At 58.5% G+C, this 16,156-nt stretch carries 6 protein-coding genes and 8 pseudogenes; 9 read left to right on the top strand and 5 right to left on the bottom strand.

The window, feature by feature from the left end; translation table 11 throughout:
- Positions 1 to 53: 53 nt before the first annotated feature.
- The 5 pseudogenes from AB4N76_RS26725 to AB4N76_RS26705 all read left to right on the top strand — a co-directional run.
- Positions 54 to 626: pseudogene (locus AB4N76_RS26725) on the top strand (DUF1028 domain-containing protein); the annotation flags it as partial.
- A 162-nt stretch (positions 627 to 788) separates the two neighbouring features.
- Positions 789 to 1,939 (top strand): annotated as a pseudogene (gene argE / locus AB4N76_RS26720) (acetylornithine deacetylase).
- Positions 1,940 to 2,220: 281 nt separating this feature from the next.
- A pseudogene (locus AB4N76_RS26715) lies at positions 2,221 to 3,627 on the top strand (purine-cytosine permease family protein); the annotation flags it as partial.
- A 180-nt stretch (positions 3,628 to 3,807) separates the two neighbouring features.
- Positions 3,808 to 4,056 (top strand): annotated as a pseudogene (locus tag AB4N76_RS26710) (PLD nuclease N-terminal domain-containing protein).
- 627 nt (positions 4,057 to 4,683) lie between these two features.
- Positions 4,684 to 4,983, top strand: a pseudogene (locus tag AB4N76_RS26705) (fructose-bisphosphate aldolase).
- A gap of 830 nt (positions 4,984 to 5,813) precedes the next feature.
- Here the strand turns inward: AB4N76_RS26705 and AB4N76_RS26700 are convergent.
- The 5 genes and pseudogenes from AB4N76_RS26700 to AB4N76_RS26680 form a co-directional block, all read right to left on the bottom strand.
- Positions 5,814 to 5,987 carry an NUDIX domain-containing protein gene (locus AB4N76_RS26700; RefSeq protein WP_460164643.1) on the bottom strand — a complete coding sequence of 58 codons (174 nt, stop codon included), beginning with the start codon at positions 5,985 to 5,987 and terminating at the stop codon, positions 5,814 to 5,816.
- Positions 5,988 to 6,222: 235 nt separating this feature from the next.
- A pseudogene (locus AB4N76_RS26695) lies at positions 6,223 to 6,771 on the bottom strand (cupin domain-containing protein).
- 505 nt (positions 6,772 to 7,276) lie between these two features.
- Positions 7,277 to 8,588 (bottom strand): annotated as a pseudogene (locus tag AB4N76_RS26690) (NAD(P)/FAD-dependent oxidoreductase).
- A gap of 43 nt (positions 8,589 to 8,631) precedes the next feature.
- A pseudogene (locus AB4N76_RS26685) lies at positions 8,632 to 10,124 on the bottom strand (aldehyde dehydrogenase).
- A gap of 235 nt (positions 10,125 to 10,359) precedes the next feature.
- On the bottom strand, positions 10,360 to 11,736 hold the full coding sequence (locus AB4N76_RS26680) for a glutamine synthetase family protein (RefSeq protein ID WP_460163774.1): 1,377 nt from the start codon (positions 11,734 to 11,736) through the stop codon (positions 10,360 to 10,362).
- A gap of 284 nt (positions 11,737 to 12,020) precedes the next feature.
- On the opposite strand from AB4N76_RS26680, the gene AB4N76_RS26675 reads away from it, so the two are divergent.
- The 4 genes from AB4N76_RS26675 (at position 12,021) to AB4N76_RS26660 (ending at position 16,050) form a co-directional block, all read left to right on the top strand.
- Positions 12,021 to 12,782 (top strand): gamma-glutamyl-gamma-aminobutyrate hydrolase family protein, encoded by a 762-nt coding sequence (locus tag AB4N76_RS26675; protein WP_046027705.1) that lies wholly within the window; start codon positions 12,021 to 12,023, stop codon positions 12,780 to 12,782.
- Between the two features lie 333 nt (positions 12,783 to 13,115).
- The gene (gene potA / locus AB4N76_RS26670) at positions 13,116 to 14,258 is read left to right on the top strand and encodes a polyamine ABC transporter ATP-binding protein (protein ID WP_046027706.1); all 1,143 of its coding nucleotides are present in this window, start codon (positions 13,116 to 13,118) and stop codon (positions 14,256 to 14,258) included.
- 29 nt (positions 14,259 to 14,287) lie between these two features.
- On the top strand, positions 14,288 to 15,169 hold the full coding sequence (locus tag AB4N76_RS26665) for an ABC transporter permease subunit (RefSeq protein WP_175649006.1): 882 nt from the start codon (positions 14,288 to 14,290) through the stop codon (positions 15,167 to 15,169).
- Positions 15,166 to 16,050, top strand: coding sequence for an ABC transporter permease subunit (locus tag AB4N76_RS26660; RefSeq protein WP_046027709.1), 885 nt, complete (start codon positions 15,166 to 15,168; stop codon positions 16,048 to 16,050). The genes AB4N76_RS26665 and AB4N76_RS26660 overlap by 4 nt, the downstream gene beginning before the upstream one ends.
- Positions 16,051 to 16,156 lie beyond the last annotated feature (106 nt).

Below are 16,156 nucleotides of genomic sequence, written 5' to 3'. Positions count from 1 at the left end.
TACGCAAATCTGTGGCCACTGAGAGATCCCTCGTGGGAGCGGGCTTGCCCGCGATGGCGTCCGCCCAGACACCTTTATTCGCCAGGCTAAACAAGGAGCACAAATCCATGACCTTCTCCATCGCCGCCCGTTGCCCTGAAACCGGCCAGTTCGGCATTGCGATCAGTTCCTCCAGCATCGCCGTCGGCGCCCGTTGCCCGTGGCTGCTTCCGGGTGTCGGCGTGGTCTTCCACCCAAAACATCACCCTGCCCTCGCTCGGCCCGGAAACCCTCGCGCTCATGGAGCAAGGCCTCGCGCCTGCCGAGGCGCTGGACAAAGTCCTGGACTCCGCAACGGCTACAGCCAATACCGGCAAATCACCGCCATTGACCACCTCGGCCAGACCGCGCATTTCAGCGGTACACAAACCCTGGGTAACCACAATGCCGTGTCCGGCGAACAGTGCGTGGCGGCCGGCAACATGCTGGCGGATCGCCTCGTGTGATCGAAGCCATGGTCCACGCGTTCGAGCACGGCGAAGGTCAACTGGCCGACCTGCTTGCTGGCCGCCATGAAAGCCGCCATCGCGGCTGGCGGCGAGCCGGAGCCGGTGCATTCGGCGGCATTGGTGGTGGTCGGTGAACTGACCTGGCCGATCATCAACCTGCGGGTGGATTGGGCGGACGAAAACCCGATCGGCCAGTTGGAAAAACTCTGGGACGCCTATCGCCCGCAAGTCCAGGACTACATCGACCGCGCCCTCGCCCCTGACAAATCCCCCGGTTACGGCGTCGCCGGAGACGACCGGATGAGCCACAGCCGCGATTTGCTGAAAACGCTGGTGGCGTTCGACACCACCAGCCGCGAATCCAACCTGCACCTGATCGAGTTCGTTGGCGACTACCTCGAAAGCTTCGATGTGCAGTGCGAGCCGATCTACAACGAGCAGCGCAGCAAGGCCAATCTGTTCGCCACCCTCGGCCCGGCGCATCTGCCGGGCATCGTGCTGTCGGGACACACCGACGTGGTGCCCGTCGACGGTCAGCCGTGGACCGTTGCGCCGTTCGAACTCACCGAGCGCGACGGCAAACTCTACGGTCGCGGCACGGCGGACATGAAAGGCTACATCGCCTGCGTGCTCGCCCTGGTGCCGTCGCTGGTGAAGGCCACGTTGCGCCGGCCGGTGCACATTGCGCTGTCCTACGATGAAGAGGTTGGCTGCCTCGGCGTGCGCTCGCTGCTGACGGAACTGCAACAGCGTCCGGTCAAACCAATGCTAGTGCATCATCGGTGAACCGACCGAACTGAAACCGGTGCTCGGGCATAAAGGCAAACTGGCGATGCGCTGCGATGTTCACGGCCAAGCGTGCCATTCCGCCTACGCGCCGCAGGGGGTCAATGCGATTGAATACGCCGCTGAATTGATCGGTGAGCTGGGACGCATCGGCCATCGACTCAAAGCACCGGAGCTTCACGATGCGCGGTTCGATCCGCCGTTCAGCACCGTGCAAACCGGCGTGATTTCTGGTGGCAAGGCATTGAACATCGTCCCCGCCGATTGCCGCTTCGACTTCGAAATCCGAGCCCTGCCTTCGTTTGATCCCGTTGATGTGGCGCAGGAACTGAAGGCCTATGCCGAGCAACACGTGTTGCCGCGCATGCGGGCCGTGAGTGAGCAGAGTGAGATTCGCTTCAGCGAGTTGTCGGCGTATCCCGGTTTGGTGACGGATGCGCACAGTGAAGCGGCGGGAATTGATTGCTTTATTTTCGGGCTCAAGAGCGTTCAGCACCGTGGCATTCGGAACTGAAGGCGGCCTGTTCGACGCTGCCGGAATTCCCACCGTCGTCTGCGGCCCCGGCAGCATGGATCAGGGCCACAAACCCGACGAATTCGTCAGCCTCGAACAGCTCAACGCCTGCGATGCCATGCTGCAACGGATGCTGTTATCGATCAGCTGACAAAGAATCTGAACACACCAAAATCCCTGGAGCGGGCTTGCCCGCGATGAGGGCCTGACAGCCGATATTGAACTGGCTGACAGACCGCCATCGCGGGCAAGCCCGCTCCCACAGGTTTTCACTGTCCCGGCGGCATACATTTTTTAACGTCTATACCCACAATCTTACTAATTTATCTCTGCCACCCACCGCACATCATCAACTCCAACAAGAAAAGCGTCGCCCCCGTGTGGCGCTCACCGAAGTACGTCCACGTACTCAAAATTGCCTTGGAGTCCGTCATGGTTACCGCTGCAACCACCACCGCCCCGCTCATTGAAAAACACACCATCGGCTACGTGCCGCCCGAAGATCGCCACGGCAAAACCCGCGACCTGTTCACCCTCTGGTTCGGCGGCAACATCGCCCCGCTGCCCATCGTCACCGGCGCCCTCGGCGTGCAAATGTTTCACCTGAACCTGGTGTGGGGCATCGTCGCCATCCTCGTCGGCCACCTGGTCGGCGGCGTGCTGATGGCGCTGCACTCGGCGCAAGGCCCGCAGATGGGCATCCCGCAAATGATCCAGAGCCGCGCCCAGTTCGGCTCCCTCGGCGCACTGCTGGTGGTGCTGATCGCCGGCGTGATGTACATCGGCTTCTTCGCCTCCAACATCGTCCTCGCCGGCAAGTCCCTGCACGGCGTCGTCGACAGCGTTCCGGTGCCGGTCGGCATCGTCATCGGCGCCCTCGGTTCCGGCATCATCGGCATCATTGGCTACCGCTTCATCCACGTGCTCAACCGCATCGGCGCCTGGGTGCTCGGCGCCGGCATCGTGCTCGGTTTCGGCTACATCTTCACCCACGTGCAGATCAAGCCGACTTCCTCACCCGTGGCAGCTTCAACCTGTCCGGCTGGCTCGCCACCGTGTTCCTCGCCGCGCTCTGGCAAATCGCCTTCGCGCCGTACGTCTCCGGCCTACTCGCGCTACCTGCCGGCCAACGTACCGGTCGCCGCCACGTTCTGGACCACGTACCTGGGCACCGTCCTCGGCTCCAGCCTCTCGTTCATCTTCGGCGCCGTCGCCGTCCTCGCCACGCCCGTCGGGATGGACACGCATGGACGCCGTCAAACTCGCCACCGGCTCCGTCTGGCCCGCTGATGCTCATGCTAAGTTCCTGCTCAACGTCGTCAGCCACAACGCCCTCAACCTCTACGGCGCCGTGCTGTCGCTGATCACGCCTGGTGCAAACCTTCGCCTACCGCTGGATCCCCACCGCCAAAAGCCGCGCCGTCCTCTCGGTATTGGTCCTCGCCGCCTGCTGCTTCGCCGCCGTCGGCGCCTCCGCCAACTTCATCGGCCACTTCGTCGACATGGTGCTGGTGCTGCTCGTAGTGCTGGTGCCGTGGACCGCAATCAACCTGATCGACTTCTATGCGATTCACAAAGGTCATTACGACATTGATTCGATCTTCAAGGTCGATGGCGGGATTTACGGGCGGTACAACCCGCAGGCGTTGTTGGCGTATGGCGATCGGGATTGTGGTGCAGATTCCGTTCATGAATACGCCGCTGTATGTCGGGCCGATTTCGGAGCACATCAATGGCGCTGATTTGTCCTGGTTGGTCGGCCTGCTGATCACCTCGCCGCTCTACTACTGGCTCGCCAACCGCGACACCGCTGACAAACGCCGCCTCGCCACCGGAAAAACTGGCCACTCTCGATCTAACCCAACCCTGCAACTCCATGTGGAAGCGGGCTTGCCCGCGAATGCGGAAGGCCAGGCAAAATTGAATGACCTGACAGACCACCATCGCGAGCAACCCCGCTTATGCCTAACCCACAAAACCCAAAAATTAATGAACCCTGCCCACCATCACTCCACCTAACTGAATGACCATCAGGAGGGTGACCCATGCAATTCCGAAACAACCTGGATAGTACTTACATGGCAGTTCTTCTACTGATCGAGCTATGGGCAATCAACAGAGTCCGCAAAGCCGACGGCAAATCGAGCAGCAAAAACTCTTGTGGATCGTGGTGATCGTGTTCGTGCCGATGATGGGGTCCTGGCATGGGCAGCGTTCGGCCCGAAAAACACTGAACACAACCCGCATTCGCCGCAGGACCGACAATGACGTCGAACGATCCGCAACATCGATTTTGGTAACGGTACAAAGCCCCAACGATTCGGGGCTTTTGTCGTTTCGGGCCATCCGAAAAACATGTAGGAAACCGCCCCCTGTGACGAGGGAGCTTGCTCCGGCTGAGCAAGCGAAGCCACCCCATCCCTCACCAAACTTTTTAAACAACCCAAAACCCTGTAGCAGCTGGCGAAGCCTGCGTCCGGCTGCGCAGCAGCCGTAAACCCAGCGAGCAAGGTTCACCTGACACTAAACAACCTTTGATTTCACGCCCGCGACCCAACTGCATTCAGCCGCAGCCACCCACCGAAATGCCCAGTTTGCGTCCTACAACCCCGTTTGCAGCCACCAAAATCGACGCCTATATTCGACTCGTTGCTGACCGCAGTCAGCGATAAGGGTTTTCGCAGCCCTGAAGAAGATGACGCACCGCTAAATGACAACTGTGGCAAACTTTGCCGCCGTTACGTTTTTTATGGCGGCTGTGTGTGGAAGACCTTCGGGTTCTGCCGGCTTTTGTCTCTTCTCCGGTCTGCGAAGACCCACGACACCCAGCTGCCACCTATTTGTTTCGCAGCACCAGAAAGGTGGCTACATAATCCTTTGAAGAGGCTCATCTTTATGTCTACGAACAATCCGCCACGCCGCTTCACCCCCATGTCCCAATTCGCCACCGACTACCCCGTCCTGCTCATCAACAACGACGCCCCGCCACGCGAACTCCACAACTGCTCTCACGCGAACGCCTCAACGCCGATACCTCAAATACCTAAACCTGATGGCCTGCACCAGCCTCCCCGACTACGCCGAAAACGACATCAACACCGTCACCAACATCGCCCGGATCATGGTCCAGGATGTGAGTGATGTGTTTCGGGTGATTGAGCACAGCGTGGATTCGATACGCATAAGGATCAGTGACCGAATTACCACAATAAAAAACCCGCATTACTGCGGGTTTTTCATGATCTGTTTCATACATGGCAGAATCCCCCAATCGCAATCAAAGGTGACAGATCTATTTATTAAATAAATCTTTCATCATTTCCACTAGTAAAAGAGATTTGCTTTTACGCTCTTGCCTTTGCTTTTCTCTAGCTTCTCCTGTTCCTCCCTTTCAAACTTTTTCATTTCTTCATAAAATTTAGTTGATGTTAATCTGAGATTCCACACATGTGACCGATTGCGACTGTTGTAGCAATTGACTGTAGTGGCGCCAGCCCAGGCGGTTTTGTTCTGCGCAATTCTGCTTAAAATAGAATAGCAAGGCCACAGGCCGGGAATGCTCACGCCTAACTCTAACAGCAGCGTATACCCAAAAAGGAATGCACCCGCGAAAAGTAACCCGAGAATTGAGAACATACTCCAAGTAATACATTATGGATGATGAAACAATCCAAGCATTTCGGACAAAAACAGGAACAGCAAGTATTACACCGAGCAATCTATAACCGATTATCTCAGCAAAATTGTTATACCAACAAGGAAGAGAAAGGCCGGAAAATATATGAAGCCATCCATATAACAAATATTACTTTTAACACTATAACAATAACGTCCCACCACATATGCACCTCGCCAACAAACAGCCACAGAGATCAATTCAGCAATGCGACCTTTTTAAGTAGATCGTAGAGCCCATCAGGAACCAACGGCGCGTCATCAGTAAAGCCCCTCCCACGCCAGCCACTTCGCAGTGAACGTCGCGCCATCGGTTTCCTGACCGCCCAAATACGGCAAATCATAAACGGCTAACATCCACAAACTCTCGCATCGTAAACCTGCACAATTTCGTGCCCTGGCCTGCCGGCGTAGGTAAAGATGTTTTCAAGCGTCCCGAGCAAGCGGACATCAGTAATAGCCAAACCAAGTTCTTCCTGAACTTCGCGGACAATGGCTTGGGCACTGGTTTCGCCAAACTCGATTCCACCGCCGATTGGGCGGAAAAATGGGCGGTTTTGATGGGGTCGTGGGCTTCGCTGAGCAGGATCTTGCCATTGTGATGGAAGATGCAGAGTGCGAGGGGCGGATGCGGGGTGTGGTCATGAGGTGAAGTCCATTTCTTTAGATAAACGCTGAAGCAGCTGCTTCCATTCAGCATGGGTGTTGAATGCGGACGCAGCCTTCGGCAGCTGCTACAAGGTTGCGTCCGTTTTGAGGTTAGAAGTTTGCCGGGGTGTTGGCGCTGATGATTTCCGCTTCATCCTGGCCAATATTGCGAAACTTGTGCGGCAGGGTTGTCGGGAAGTAGTAGCCGTCGCCCGCGTTGAGCACGCTGATCCTGGCCATCCACGGTCAGTTCAACCGTGCCACGGGTTACGAGCCCACACTCCTCCCCTTCCGAATGCACAATCGGCTCCTCCCCCGAACTCGCGCCAGGCGCGTATTGCTCACGCAGCAAGCGCATTTGCCGACTCGGCACCGAGGCGCCGATCAGCAGCAACCGCAACCCATGGCGCCCAAGATCCGGCTGTTCATTGGCGCGGAACACGTATTGATGCTCACGCGGGGCTGGTCGAAGGTGAAGAAGTCCGCCAAGGACATGGGGATGCCTTCGAGCAGTTTTTTCAGGGAGCTGACGGAGGGACTGACGCGATTCTGTTCGATCAGGGAGATGGTGGCATTGGTGACGCCGCTGCGCCGGGCCAGCTCGCGCTGGGACATTTTGTAGCTTTCGCGTACTAATTTGAGTCTTGAGCCCGTGTCCATGACAGCCTTATGCGTGAATTCCTTAAGGGGTAATGGGGGTGGATGGCGGAGCGACTTTTGGCCGCGAGAAAACACCGCTTCCCTGTCCCGGAAATTTGAAAGGCGGGTATTAAATCACGTTTGTTCGTGTTGCTCAGCAGGTTCGATAAATGGTTAGTTAAAAAGGTTGTTTTGACCTGATCATCAGGGGTTTGGCTGTGAAAACTGTAGGGGCGGTTGCTGTGTGTCAGCTGGCATTGATGGCGACGGGGATGGCCTCATCGCGAGCAAGCTCGGCTCCTACAGGGTAGTGGTGTGTCAGGCGATATCGATGCTGGCTGATATGACCTCTTCGCGAGCAGGCACGCTCTACAGTTTGGTTCTGGTCGTGTACAAATTTTGTGTATGCCATAGATCTCCTGTAGGAGCCGAGCTTGCTCGCGATGGCGGTGTGTCAGTCACATCGATGGAGGCTGATACACCGCCATCGCGGGCAAGCTCGGCTCCTACAGGGATTGCGGCGGATTTAGATGCCGAAACGGTCGCGCAGCGAGTAATACACGGCACCGAGGGCGGTCAACGGTGCCGAGAAGGTGCGGCCGCCGATCATTGGCATGTGCGGTAGCGAAGCAAACGCATCGAAGCGTTCGGCGTCGCCGCGGATCATTTCCGAAATCAGTTTGCCGGCCAGGTGCGAGCAGGTGACGCCGTGGCCGCTGTAGCCTTGCATGTAGTAGGCGTTTTTCTCGATGCGGCCGAATTGCGGCATACGCGACATGGTCGGCAGGAAGTTGCCGGTCCAGCGGTAGTCGATCTTCACGTCCTTCAATTGCGGGAAGGTCTTGAGGATTTTCGGCTTGATCAGTTGTTCGATGTCATCCGGCTCACGCGCGCCGTAGACCACGCCGCCACCGTACAGCAGGCGGTTGTCGGCGGTGAGGCGGTAGTAGTCGAGCAGGTAGTTGCAGTCTTCGACGCAGTAGTTGTTTTTGATCAGGCTGCGCGCAACCTTTTCCGACAACGGTTCGGTGACGACGATTTGCGAGCCGCACGGCATGCTTTTGCTGGTCACGCGGTTGTCGAGGCCTTGCGGCAGGTAGGCGTTACCGGCGATCAGCAGGTACTTGGCCTTCACCACGCCTTTGGCGGTGCGCACGGTGATTGGTTCGCCGTAGGTGATTTCCACTGCGGCCGATTGTTCGTAGATTTTGCCGCCCAGGCCGATGATGGCCGAAGCTTCGCCGAGGGCCAGGTTCAGCGGATGAATGTGGCCGCCCTGCATGTCCAGCAGGCCGCCGACGTAGGCGTCGGAACCGACTTCGCGCTTGATGTCGGCCTTGTCGAGCATTTTCAGGTTCTTGTTGCCGTAGCGCTCCCAGCTTTTCTTCTGTTCGGCCAGGCCATTGAGTTGCTTCTTGTTCATCGCGGCGAAGATGCCGCCGGGCTTGTAGTCGCACTGGATGTCGTAGTGTTGTATGCGCTGACGGATGATGTCGGCGCCTTCAAAAATCATGCTGCCAAGGATTTCAGCCGTCTTGTCGCCGTAGCGTTCTTCGATGACATCGACGTCGCGGCTGTAGGAGATTGACCAGTTGGCCGCCGTTGCGACCGCTGGCGCCGAATCCGACTTTTGCGGCTTCGAGTACGGTGACGCTGTAGCCGGCTTCGGCGAGGAACAGCGCCGAGGACAAACCGGTGTAGCCGGCGCCGATGATGCAGACGTCGCAGTCCACCGCCCCTTCCAGCACAGGGAAGTCGCCAGTGAAGTTGCGAGTGGCGGCGTAGTAACTGTTTACATGATTTTGTTTATCAGAGCTTGTTTCATAAGTTTCTCCGATGGCCACCGGCAGCGTGCCGGCGACCGTCGCTTTTTTATAGGTGTTAGAGCTTGATCCAGGTCGCTTTGAGTTCGGTGTACTTGTCGAACGCGTGCAGCGGTTTGTCCCGACCGTTACCCGACTGCTTGTACCCGCCGAACGGCGCGGTCATGTCGCCGCCGTCGTACTGGTTGACCCACACGCTGCCGGCACGCAGGCCGCGAGCGAAGGTGTGGGCCTTGCTCAGGTTGCTGGTCCAGACGCCGGCGGCCAGGCCAAAGATGCTGTCGTTGGCGATGGCCAGGGCTTCTTCAGCGCTGTCGAAGGTGATCAGCGACAGCACCGGGCCGAAAATTTCTTCACGGGCGATGGTCATGGCGTTGGTCACGCCGTCGAAAATCGCCGGTTCCACCGTACAGGCCGCCGGTGCTTTCGAGGGTGCGGCTGCCACCCGCGATCAGTTGCGCGCCCTGGTCTTTGCCGACCTGGATGTAACGCAAGACGTTGTCCAATTGACGCTGATCGACGACCGCACCGACGGTGGTTTCCAGGGTCCAGTGCATGGCCCGGTTTCCAGGCTTGCAAGGCTTCCACCAGCAGCGGAATGAACTGTTCGCGGATCGAACGCTCGACCAGCAAGCGCGAGCCGGCGGTGCAGACTTCGCCCTGGTTGAAGGCAATCGCACCGGCCGCCGCTTGGGCTGCCGCGCGCAGGTCCGGCGCGTCGGCGAACACCACGTTCGGGCTCTTGCCCCCGGCTTCGAGCCACACGCGTTTCATGTTGCTTTGCCCGGCGTAGATCATCAGTTGCTTGGCAATCGCGGTCGAGCCAGTGAAGGCCAGCACGTCGACGTCCATGTGCAACGCCAGTGCCTTGCCGACGGTGTGACCGAAGCCCGGCAGCACGTTGAACACGCCTTTCGGGATGCCGGCGTCCAGCGCGAGCTGAGCGATGCGGATCGCAGTCAGCGGCGACTTTTCCGAGGGCTTGAGGATGAACGAGTTGCCAGCCGCCAGGGCCGGGGCGAACTTCCAGCTGGCCATGATCAACGGGAAATTCCACGGCACGATGGCCGCGACTACACCCGCCGGTTCACGGGTGATGAGGCCCAGTTGATCGTGCGGGGTGGCGGCGACTTCGTCGTAGATCTTGTCGATGGCTTCGGCGCTCCAGCGGATCGCGTTGGCGGTCGCCGGGATGTCGATGTTCATCGAGTCGTTGATCGGCTTGCCCATGTCGAGGGTTTCGAGCAGGGCGAGTTCTTCCTGGTTGGCCAGGATCAGGTCGGCGAAGCGGATCAGGATGCGCTTGCGCTCGGCCGGGGCGAGGTTGGCCCAGATGCCGGATTCGAACGTGCGGCGCGCGACGGCGACGGCCGCATTGGCGTCGGCTTCGTCGGTGCTGGCGACGTTGGCCAGGAAACGGCCGTCGACCGGGCTCATGCATTCAAAGGTGTCGCCGCTGAGTGCCGGGGCGTATTGGCCGTCGATGAACGCACGGCTTTCAATGGTTAGGGACTGGAAGCGTTGCTCCCAGTCGCTGCGAGTGTTTGTCATGGTTGTGACTCGACGTAGAGGAATAAGTGATCGTTGGATTGACTGCCAGTCAGTTAAAGATTTGAAATGCAATCCACTGTGGGAGCGGGCTTGCCTGCGATTGCGGTGTGTCAGGCGCCATCAATGTTGACTGTGATGACGCTATCGCGGGCAAGCCCGCTCCCACAGGGGTTGGCGGTGTACACGCGATCGGTGTACACCCGCCTTTTATCCTTGACTGACGGTTTTTAGCCAATCAAACCGTGTGCAAGTACCAGTTGTACTCAAGGTCGGAGATGGAGTTCTCGAACTCGGCCAGCTCGCTTTCCTTGCACGCCACGAACACGTCGATGTACAGCGGGTCGATGTATTTGGCCATGACTTCGCTGTCGTCCAGCTCGCGCAGGGCATCGCGCAGGTTGTTCGGCAGGCTCTGCTCGTTCTGCTCGTAGCTGTTGCCTTCCACCGGGGCGCCCGGTTCGATCTGGTTGGTCAGGCCGTGGTGAATACCGGCCAACACCGAAGCCATCAACAGGTAAGGGTTGGCGTCGGCACCAGCAACACGATGCTCGATGCGTACCGAGTCCGGCGAACCGGTTGGCACACGCACTGCTACGGTACGGTTGTCGATGCCCCAGCTCGGGGAGTTCGGCACGTAGAACTGCGCGCCGAAACGACGGTACGAGTTGACGTTCGGGCAGAGGAACGCCATCTGCGCCGGCAGGGTCTCGAGCACACCGCCGATCGCGTGTCGCAGCGCGGCGTTCTGCTCGGGATCCTCGCTGGCAAAGATGTTGTTGCCTTCTTTGTCGAGAATCGAAATGTGTACGTGCAAACCGTTACCCGCCTGACCCGGATACGGCTTGGCCATAAACGTGGTGTCCATCTCGTGGTCATAGGCGATGTTCTTCACCAGACGCTTGAGCAACACCGCGTAGTCGCAGGCCTTGATCGGGTCGTTGACGTGATGCAGGTTGACTTCGAACTGCGCCGGGGCGCTTTCCTTGACGATGGCGTCGGCAGGAATGCCCTGCTCTTTCGCGCCTTCGAGGATGTCTTGCAGGCAGTCGACGTATTCGTCGAGGTCGTCGATCAGGTACACCTGGGTCGACACCGGACGCTTGCCGGACACCGGTGAGCGCGGCGATTGCGGACGGCCGTTCACGTTGTCCTGGTCGATCAGATAGAACTCGAGTTCGAACGCAGCGCAGATGGTCAGGCCCATGTCGTCGAACTTGCGCACGATATTGGCCAACACTTCACGCGGGTCGGCAAAGAACGGCTGGCCTTCGAGTTCGTGCATGGTCATCAGCAACTGAGCGGTTGGGCGCTTCTGCCACGGCTCGATGCTGAGGGTGCCGGGAATGGGGAAACAGATTCGGTCAGAGTCGCCGATGTCCAGACCCAGGCCGGTGCTTTCCACCGTAGAACCATTGATGTCCAGAGCAAACAGGGACGCCGGCAGGTTAATGCCTTTTTCGTAGACCTTATGAAGACTGGTGCGCTCGATGCGCTTGCCGCGCACCACACCGTTCATATCCGCAATCAGAAGGTCGACGTACAAAACCTCAGGATATTTCTTAAGGAATGCGTTTGCTTCGTTGAGTTGAACGGCACGCAGAGGGACCGACATGATGCACCTATTTTTTAGCTGTTAATTATTATGTTCACTACCCTTTCACGAGCCCAGTCAACCCGAACGGCAAAGTGAAGTCAATAGCGAACACTTGGCCTTTCAACCTTTATTTTCGGGCCTTTTTTGGGCACGAGAGTCCTAAATGAGTCTTGCACACCGTGTAAACGCTGAGGTTCGGACGTACGGCGTTTAGAATTTTTTACATGAGAGTTGTTAATTAAAATCAACAAGGCTAAGCTCCGGAAAAGCTCGTTCAAGTGTGAAACTTCGAGGTGATAAAAATGGCATTCAAGCCATTGATCGGCGTTACTGCGTGCGTCAAACAGATTGGCCTGCACCCCTACCACATCAGCGGCGACAAGTACTTGCGTGCTGTCAGCGTCGCGGCTTTGGGGCTGCCTGTGGTCATTCCTTCCTTAGGCGAACTGACTGAAATCGAGGATATGCTCGCGCATCTCGACGGTCTGTTGCTGACCGGCTCGCCCTCGAATGTGGAGCCTTTCCACTATCAAGGCCCGGCCAGCGCTCCCGGCACGGATCACGATCCGGCGCGGGACGCCACAACCCTTCCTTTATTGCGTGCGGCCATTGCGGCTGGCGTGCCGGTGCTCGGCATCTGCCGGGGCTTCCAGGAAATGAACGTGGCGTTTGGTGGCAGCCTGCACCAGAAGGTCCACGAGGTGCCCGGCATGCTCGATCACCGCGAGGCGGACAGCCCGGAGCTGGCGGTGCAATACGCACCGGCGCATGCGGTCACCGTGCAACCGGGTGGCGTGTTCGAGGCGCTGGAGTTGCCGGCCGGGTTCATGGTCAATTCGATTCACAGCCAAGGCATCGACCGACTGGCGCCCGGCCTGCGTGCCGAAGCGATTGCGCCGGACGGTTTGATCGAGGCGATTTCGGTGGAGCACAGCCCGACCTTTGCCGTCGGCGTGCAGTGGCATCCGGAATGGCAGGTGCTGTCGAACCCGCCCTACCTGAGTATTTTCCAGGCGTTCGGCGATGCGTGCCGGCGACGGGCCGCGCTGCGTAAAAACCGCTGACTTAAAACACTGAACATAAATTTACTGCCCCCGCGAGCCAGTCGGGCGTGCCCTTGCGCGCCCGTCCCTCGCGACAGCAACACACTGCGATAACAACAAGTACTACCAGGCAGCCAGGACGGCGGCGCCGAATAAGCCCAGCCGGAACGGGTAACCCTGTAGGAGCCGAGCTTGCTCGCGATGGCGACCGAACATTCAACATTGATGTCGGCTGCCGGGGCCTCATCGCGAGCAAGCTCGGCTCCTACAGGGACCGTACCCGGCTCAGGCTAGCAATCCACTATTAAGTCAGGCCGCGTTGGCCCGACGACTGAAACCTGTTGGGAGTTTCACATGGCAAACGCCTCCAGCATTTACAGGAAGGCTCTTGAAGGTCACCAGGCACCGAAAAAGGTGTTGGTGAAAGTCGACCGCGTCACCAAGAAGTTCGACGAAACCATCGCAGTGGACGATGTTTCGCTGGAGATTCATCAAGGCGAAATCTTCGCCCTGCTCGGCGGCTCCGGCTCGGGCAAATCGACGCTGCTGCGCATGCTCGCCGGTTTCGAACGTCCCACCGAAGGCCGGATCATGCTTGACGGTGTCGACATCACCGACATGCCGCCGTACGAGCGGCCGATCAACATGATGTTCCAGTCCTACGCCTTGTTCCCGCACATGACCGTGGCCCAGAACATCGCCTTCGGCCTCAAGCAGGACCGTTTGCCCGCCAGCGAAATCGACGCCCGCGTTGAAGAAATGCTGCGACTGGTGCACATGACCCAGTACGCCAAACGCAAACCGCATCAACTGTCCGGCGGTCAACGTCAACGTGTGGCACTGGCCCGTTCCCTGGCCAAACGTCCGAAGCTGTTGCTGCTCGACGAACCGATGGGCGCCCTGGATAAAAAACTGCGTTCGCAGATGCAACTGGAGTTGGTCGAGATCATCGAGCGCGTCGGCGTGACGTGCGTGATGGTGACCCACGACCAGGAAGAGGCCATGACCATGGCCGAGCGCATCGCAATCATGCACCTGGGCTGGATTGCGCAAATCGGCAGCCCGGTCGACATCTATGAAGCACCGGTCAGCCGCATGGTCTGCGAGTTCATCGGCAACGTGAACGCCTTCGACGGCACAGTTGTGGAAGACCTTGAAGGTCACGCGATCATTCACAGCCCGGACCTTGAAAACAAGATTTACGTTGGCCACGGCGTCAGCACCTCGGTGCAGGACAAGTCGATCACCTACGCCATCCGCCCGGAAAAAATGCTGGTCAGCACGATCAAGCCGGACACCCGCTACAACTGGTCGCAAGGCAAGGTGCACGACATCGCCTACCTCGGCGGTCACTCGGTGTTTTACGTGGAGCTGCCTGGCGGCAAGATCGTCCAGTCGTTCATGGCCAACGCCGAACGCCGTGGCGCGCGTCCGACCTGGGACGACAAGGTCTACGTGTGGTGGGAAGACGACAGCGGCGTGGTACTGCGCTCATGAAAACACTCAATCAGCGGTTTATGCGGCTGATGCCGAGTGGTCGAAAGCTCGTCATCGGGATTCCATTCTTGTGGCTGTGCCTGTTTTTCCTGTTGCCGTTCTTCCTGGTGATGAAGATCAGCTTCTCGGAAGCGGCGCTGGCCATTCCTCCTTACTCCGAGATCTACACCTACGCCGAACAGAAATTCCAGCTGTTCTTGAACGTTGGCAACTACCTGCTGCTGACCGACGATGAGCTGTACCTCTCGGCCTACCTCGGTTCGTTGAAGGTCGCGTTTTTCAGCACGCTGATGTGCCTGGTCCTCGGTTTCCCGATGGCCTACGCGATCACCAAGGCGAGCAAGGAAGCGCAAAACGTCCTGATGCTGCTGATCATGATGCCGACCTGGACAGCGATCCTGATCCGCGTTTATGCGTGGATGGGCATCCTCAGCAACAACGGTTTGCTCAACGCGTTTCTGATGTGGACCGGCCTGACGTCGCACCCGATCGAGATCCTCAACACCAACACCGCCGTCTACATCGGTGTGGTGTATGCGTATCTGCCGTTCATGATCCTGCCGCTGTACGCCAACCTGGTCAAACACGATCAGAGCTTGCTGGAAGCAGCGTCGGACCTGGGCTCGAGCACCTTCAACAGTTTCTGGAAAATCACCGTGCCGCTGGCCAAGAACGGCATCATCGCCGGTTGCATGCTGGTGTTCATTCCGGTGGTCGGTGAGTTCGTGATTCCGGAACTGCTGGGCGGCCCGGAAACCCTGATGATCGGTCGCGTGCTGTGGCAAGAGTTCTTCAACAACCGCGATTGGCCGGTGGCGTCTGCCCTGGCGGTGGTGATGTTGCTGATCCTGATTGTGCCGATTCTGCTGTTCAACCGTAGCCAGGCCAAAGAGATGGAGAGTCGGGGATGAAACGCTTCGGATTTTCAAAGTTCATGTTGATTTTCGGCCTGTCGTTTATCTACCTGCCGATGCTGATTCTGGTGATCTACTCGTTCAACGCCTCCAAACTGGTGACGGTGTGGGGTGGCTGGTCGTTCAAGTGGTACGCCGGTTTGCTGGACAACACGCAACTGATGGGCTCGGTGGTGCGCTCGCTGGAAATCGCCTGCTACACCGCGATTGCTGCGGTTGCGCTGGGCACGTTGGCGGCGTTTGTGCTGACCCGCGTGACCCGCTTCAAGGGCCGCACGCTGTTCGGCGGCCTGGTAACGGCGCCGCTGGTGATGCCGGAAGTGATCACCGGTCTGTCGCTGTTGCTGCTGTTCGTGGCCATGGCGCAGTTGATCGGCTGGCCGCAGGAACGTGGCCTGGTGACGATCTGGATCGCGCACACCACGTTTTGTGCCGCTTATGTCGCGGTGGTAGTCTCCGCCCGCTTGCGCGAGCTGGACCTGTCCATCGAAGAAGCGGCCATGGACCTCGGTGCCAAGCCATTCAAGGTATTTTTCCTGATCACCATTCCGATGATCGCGCCCTCGTTGGCAGCCGGCGGCATGATGTCGTTTGCCCTGTCGCTGGATGACCTGGTATTGGCGAGCTTCGTCTCCGGGCCGGGTTCGACGACCTTGCCGATGGAAGTGTTCTCGGCGGTACGTCTGGGCGTGAAACCCGAGATCAACGCCGTAGCCAGTTTGATCCTGTTGGCCGTCTCGATCGTGACTTTCATGGTCTGGTACTTCAGCCGCCGCGCCGAAGCCACCCGTAAGCGTGCGATCCAGGAAGCGATGGACCAGACCGCCAGCGAATCCTGGCAACAACCTGAAAAGCAAATGGCTGGAGCAGTGGCCTAAGGGTCTGCTGCACGCACACTTTGTAGCAGCTGGCGAAGCCTGCGTTCGGCTACGAAGTAGTCGTAAAACCTGTGAATTCAATCTTCCTGATAGAACCGCAGTGTCT

The sequence above is a fragment of the Pseudomonas sp. S2_F03 genome, assembly GCF_054668335.1.
This window is presented reverse-complemented; position numbering and strand designations above follow the sequence as displayed.

Excerpts from the sequence above, each read along its gene's own strand:
- AB4N76_RS26680 (WP_460163774.1), bottom strand. The coding sequence starts at position 11,736 with ATGTCGGTCCCTCTGCGTGCCGTTCAACTCAACGAAGCAAACGCATTC.
- AB4N76_RS26675 (WP_046027705.1), top strand. The coding sequence starts at position 12,021 with ATGGCATTCAAGCCATTGATCGGCGTTACTGCGTGCGTCAAACAGATT.
- potA (WP_046027706.1), top strand. The coding sequence starts at position 13,116 with ATGGCAAACGCCTCCAGCATTTACAGGAAGGCTCTTGAAGGTCACCAG.
- AB4N76_RS26665 (WP_175649006.1), top strand. The coding sequence starts at position 14,288 with ATGCCGAGTGGTCGAAAGCTCGTCATCGGGATTCCATTCTTGTGGCTG.
- AB4N76_RS26660 (WP_046027709.1), top strand. The coding sequence starts at position 15,166 with ATGAAACGCTTCGGATTTTCAAAGTTCATGTTGATTTTCGGCCTGTCG.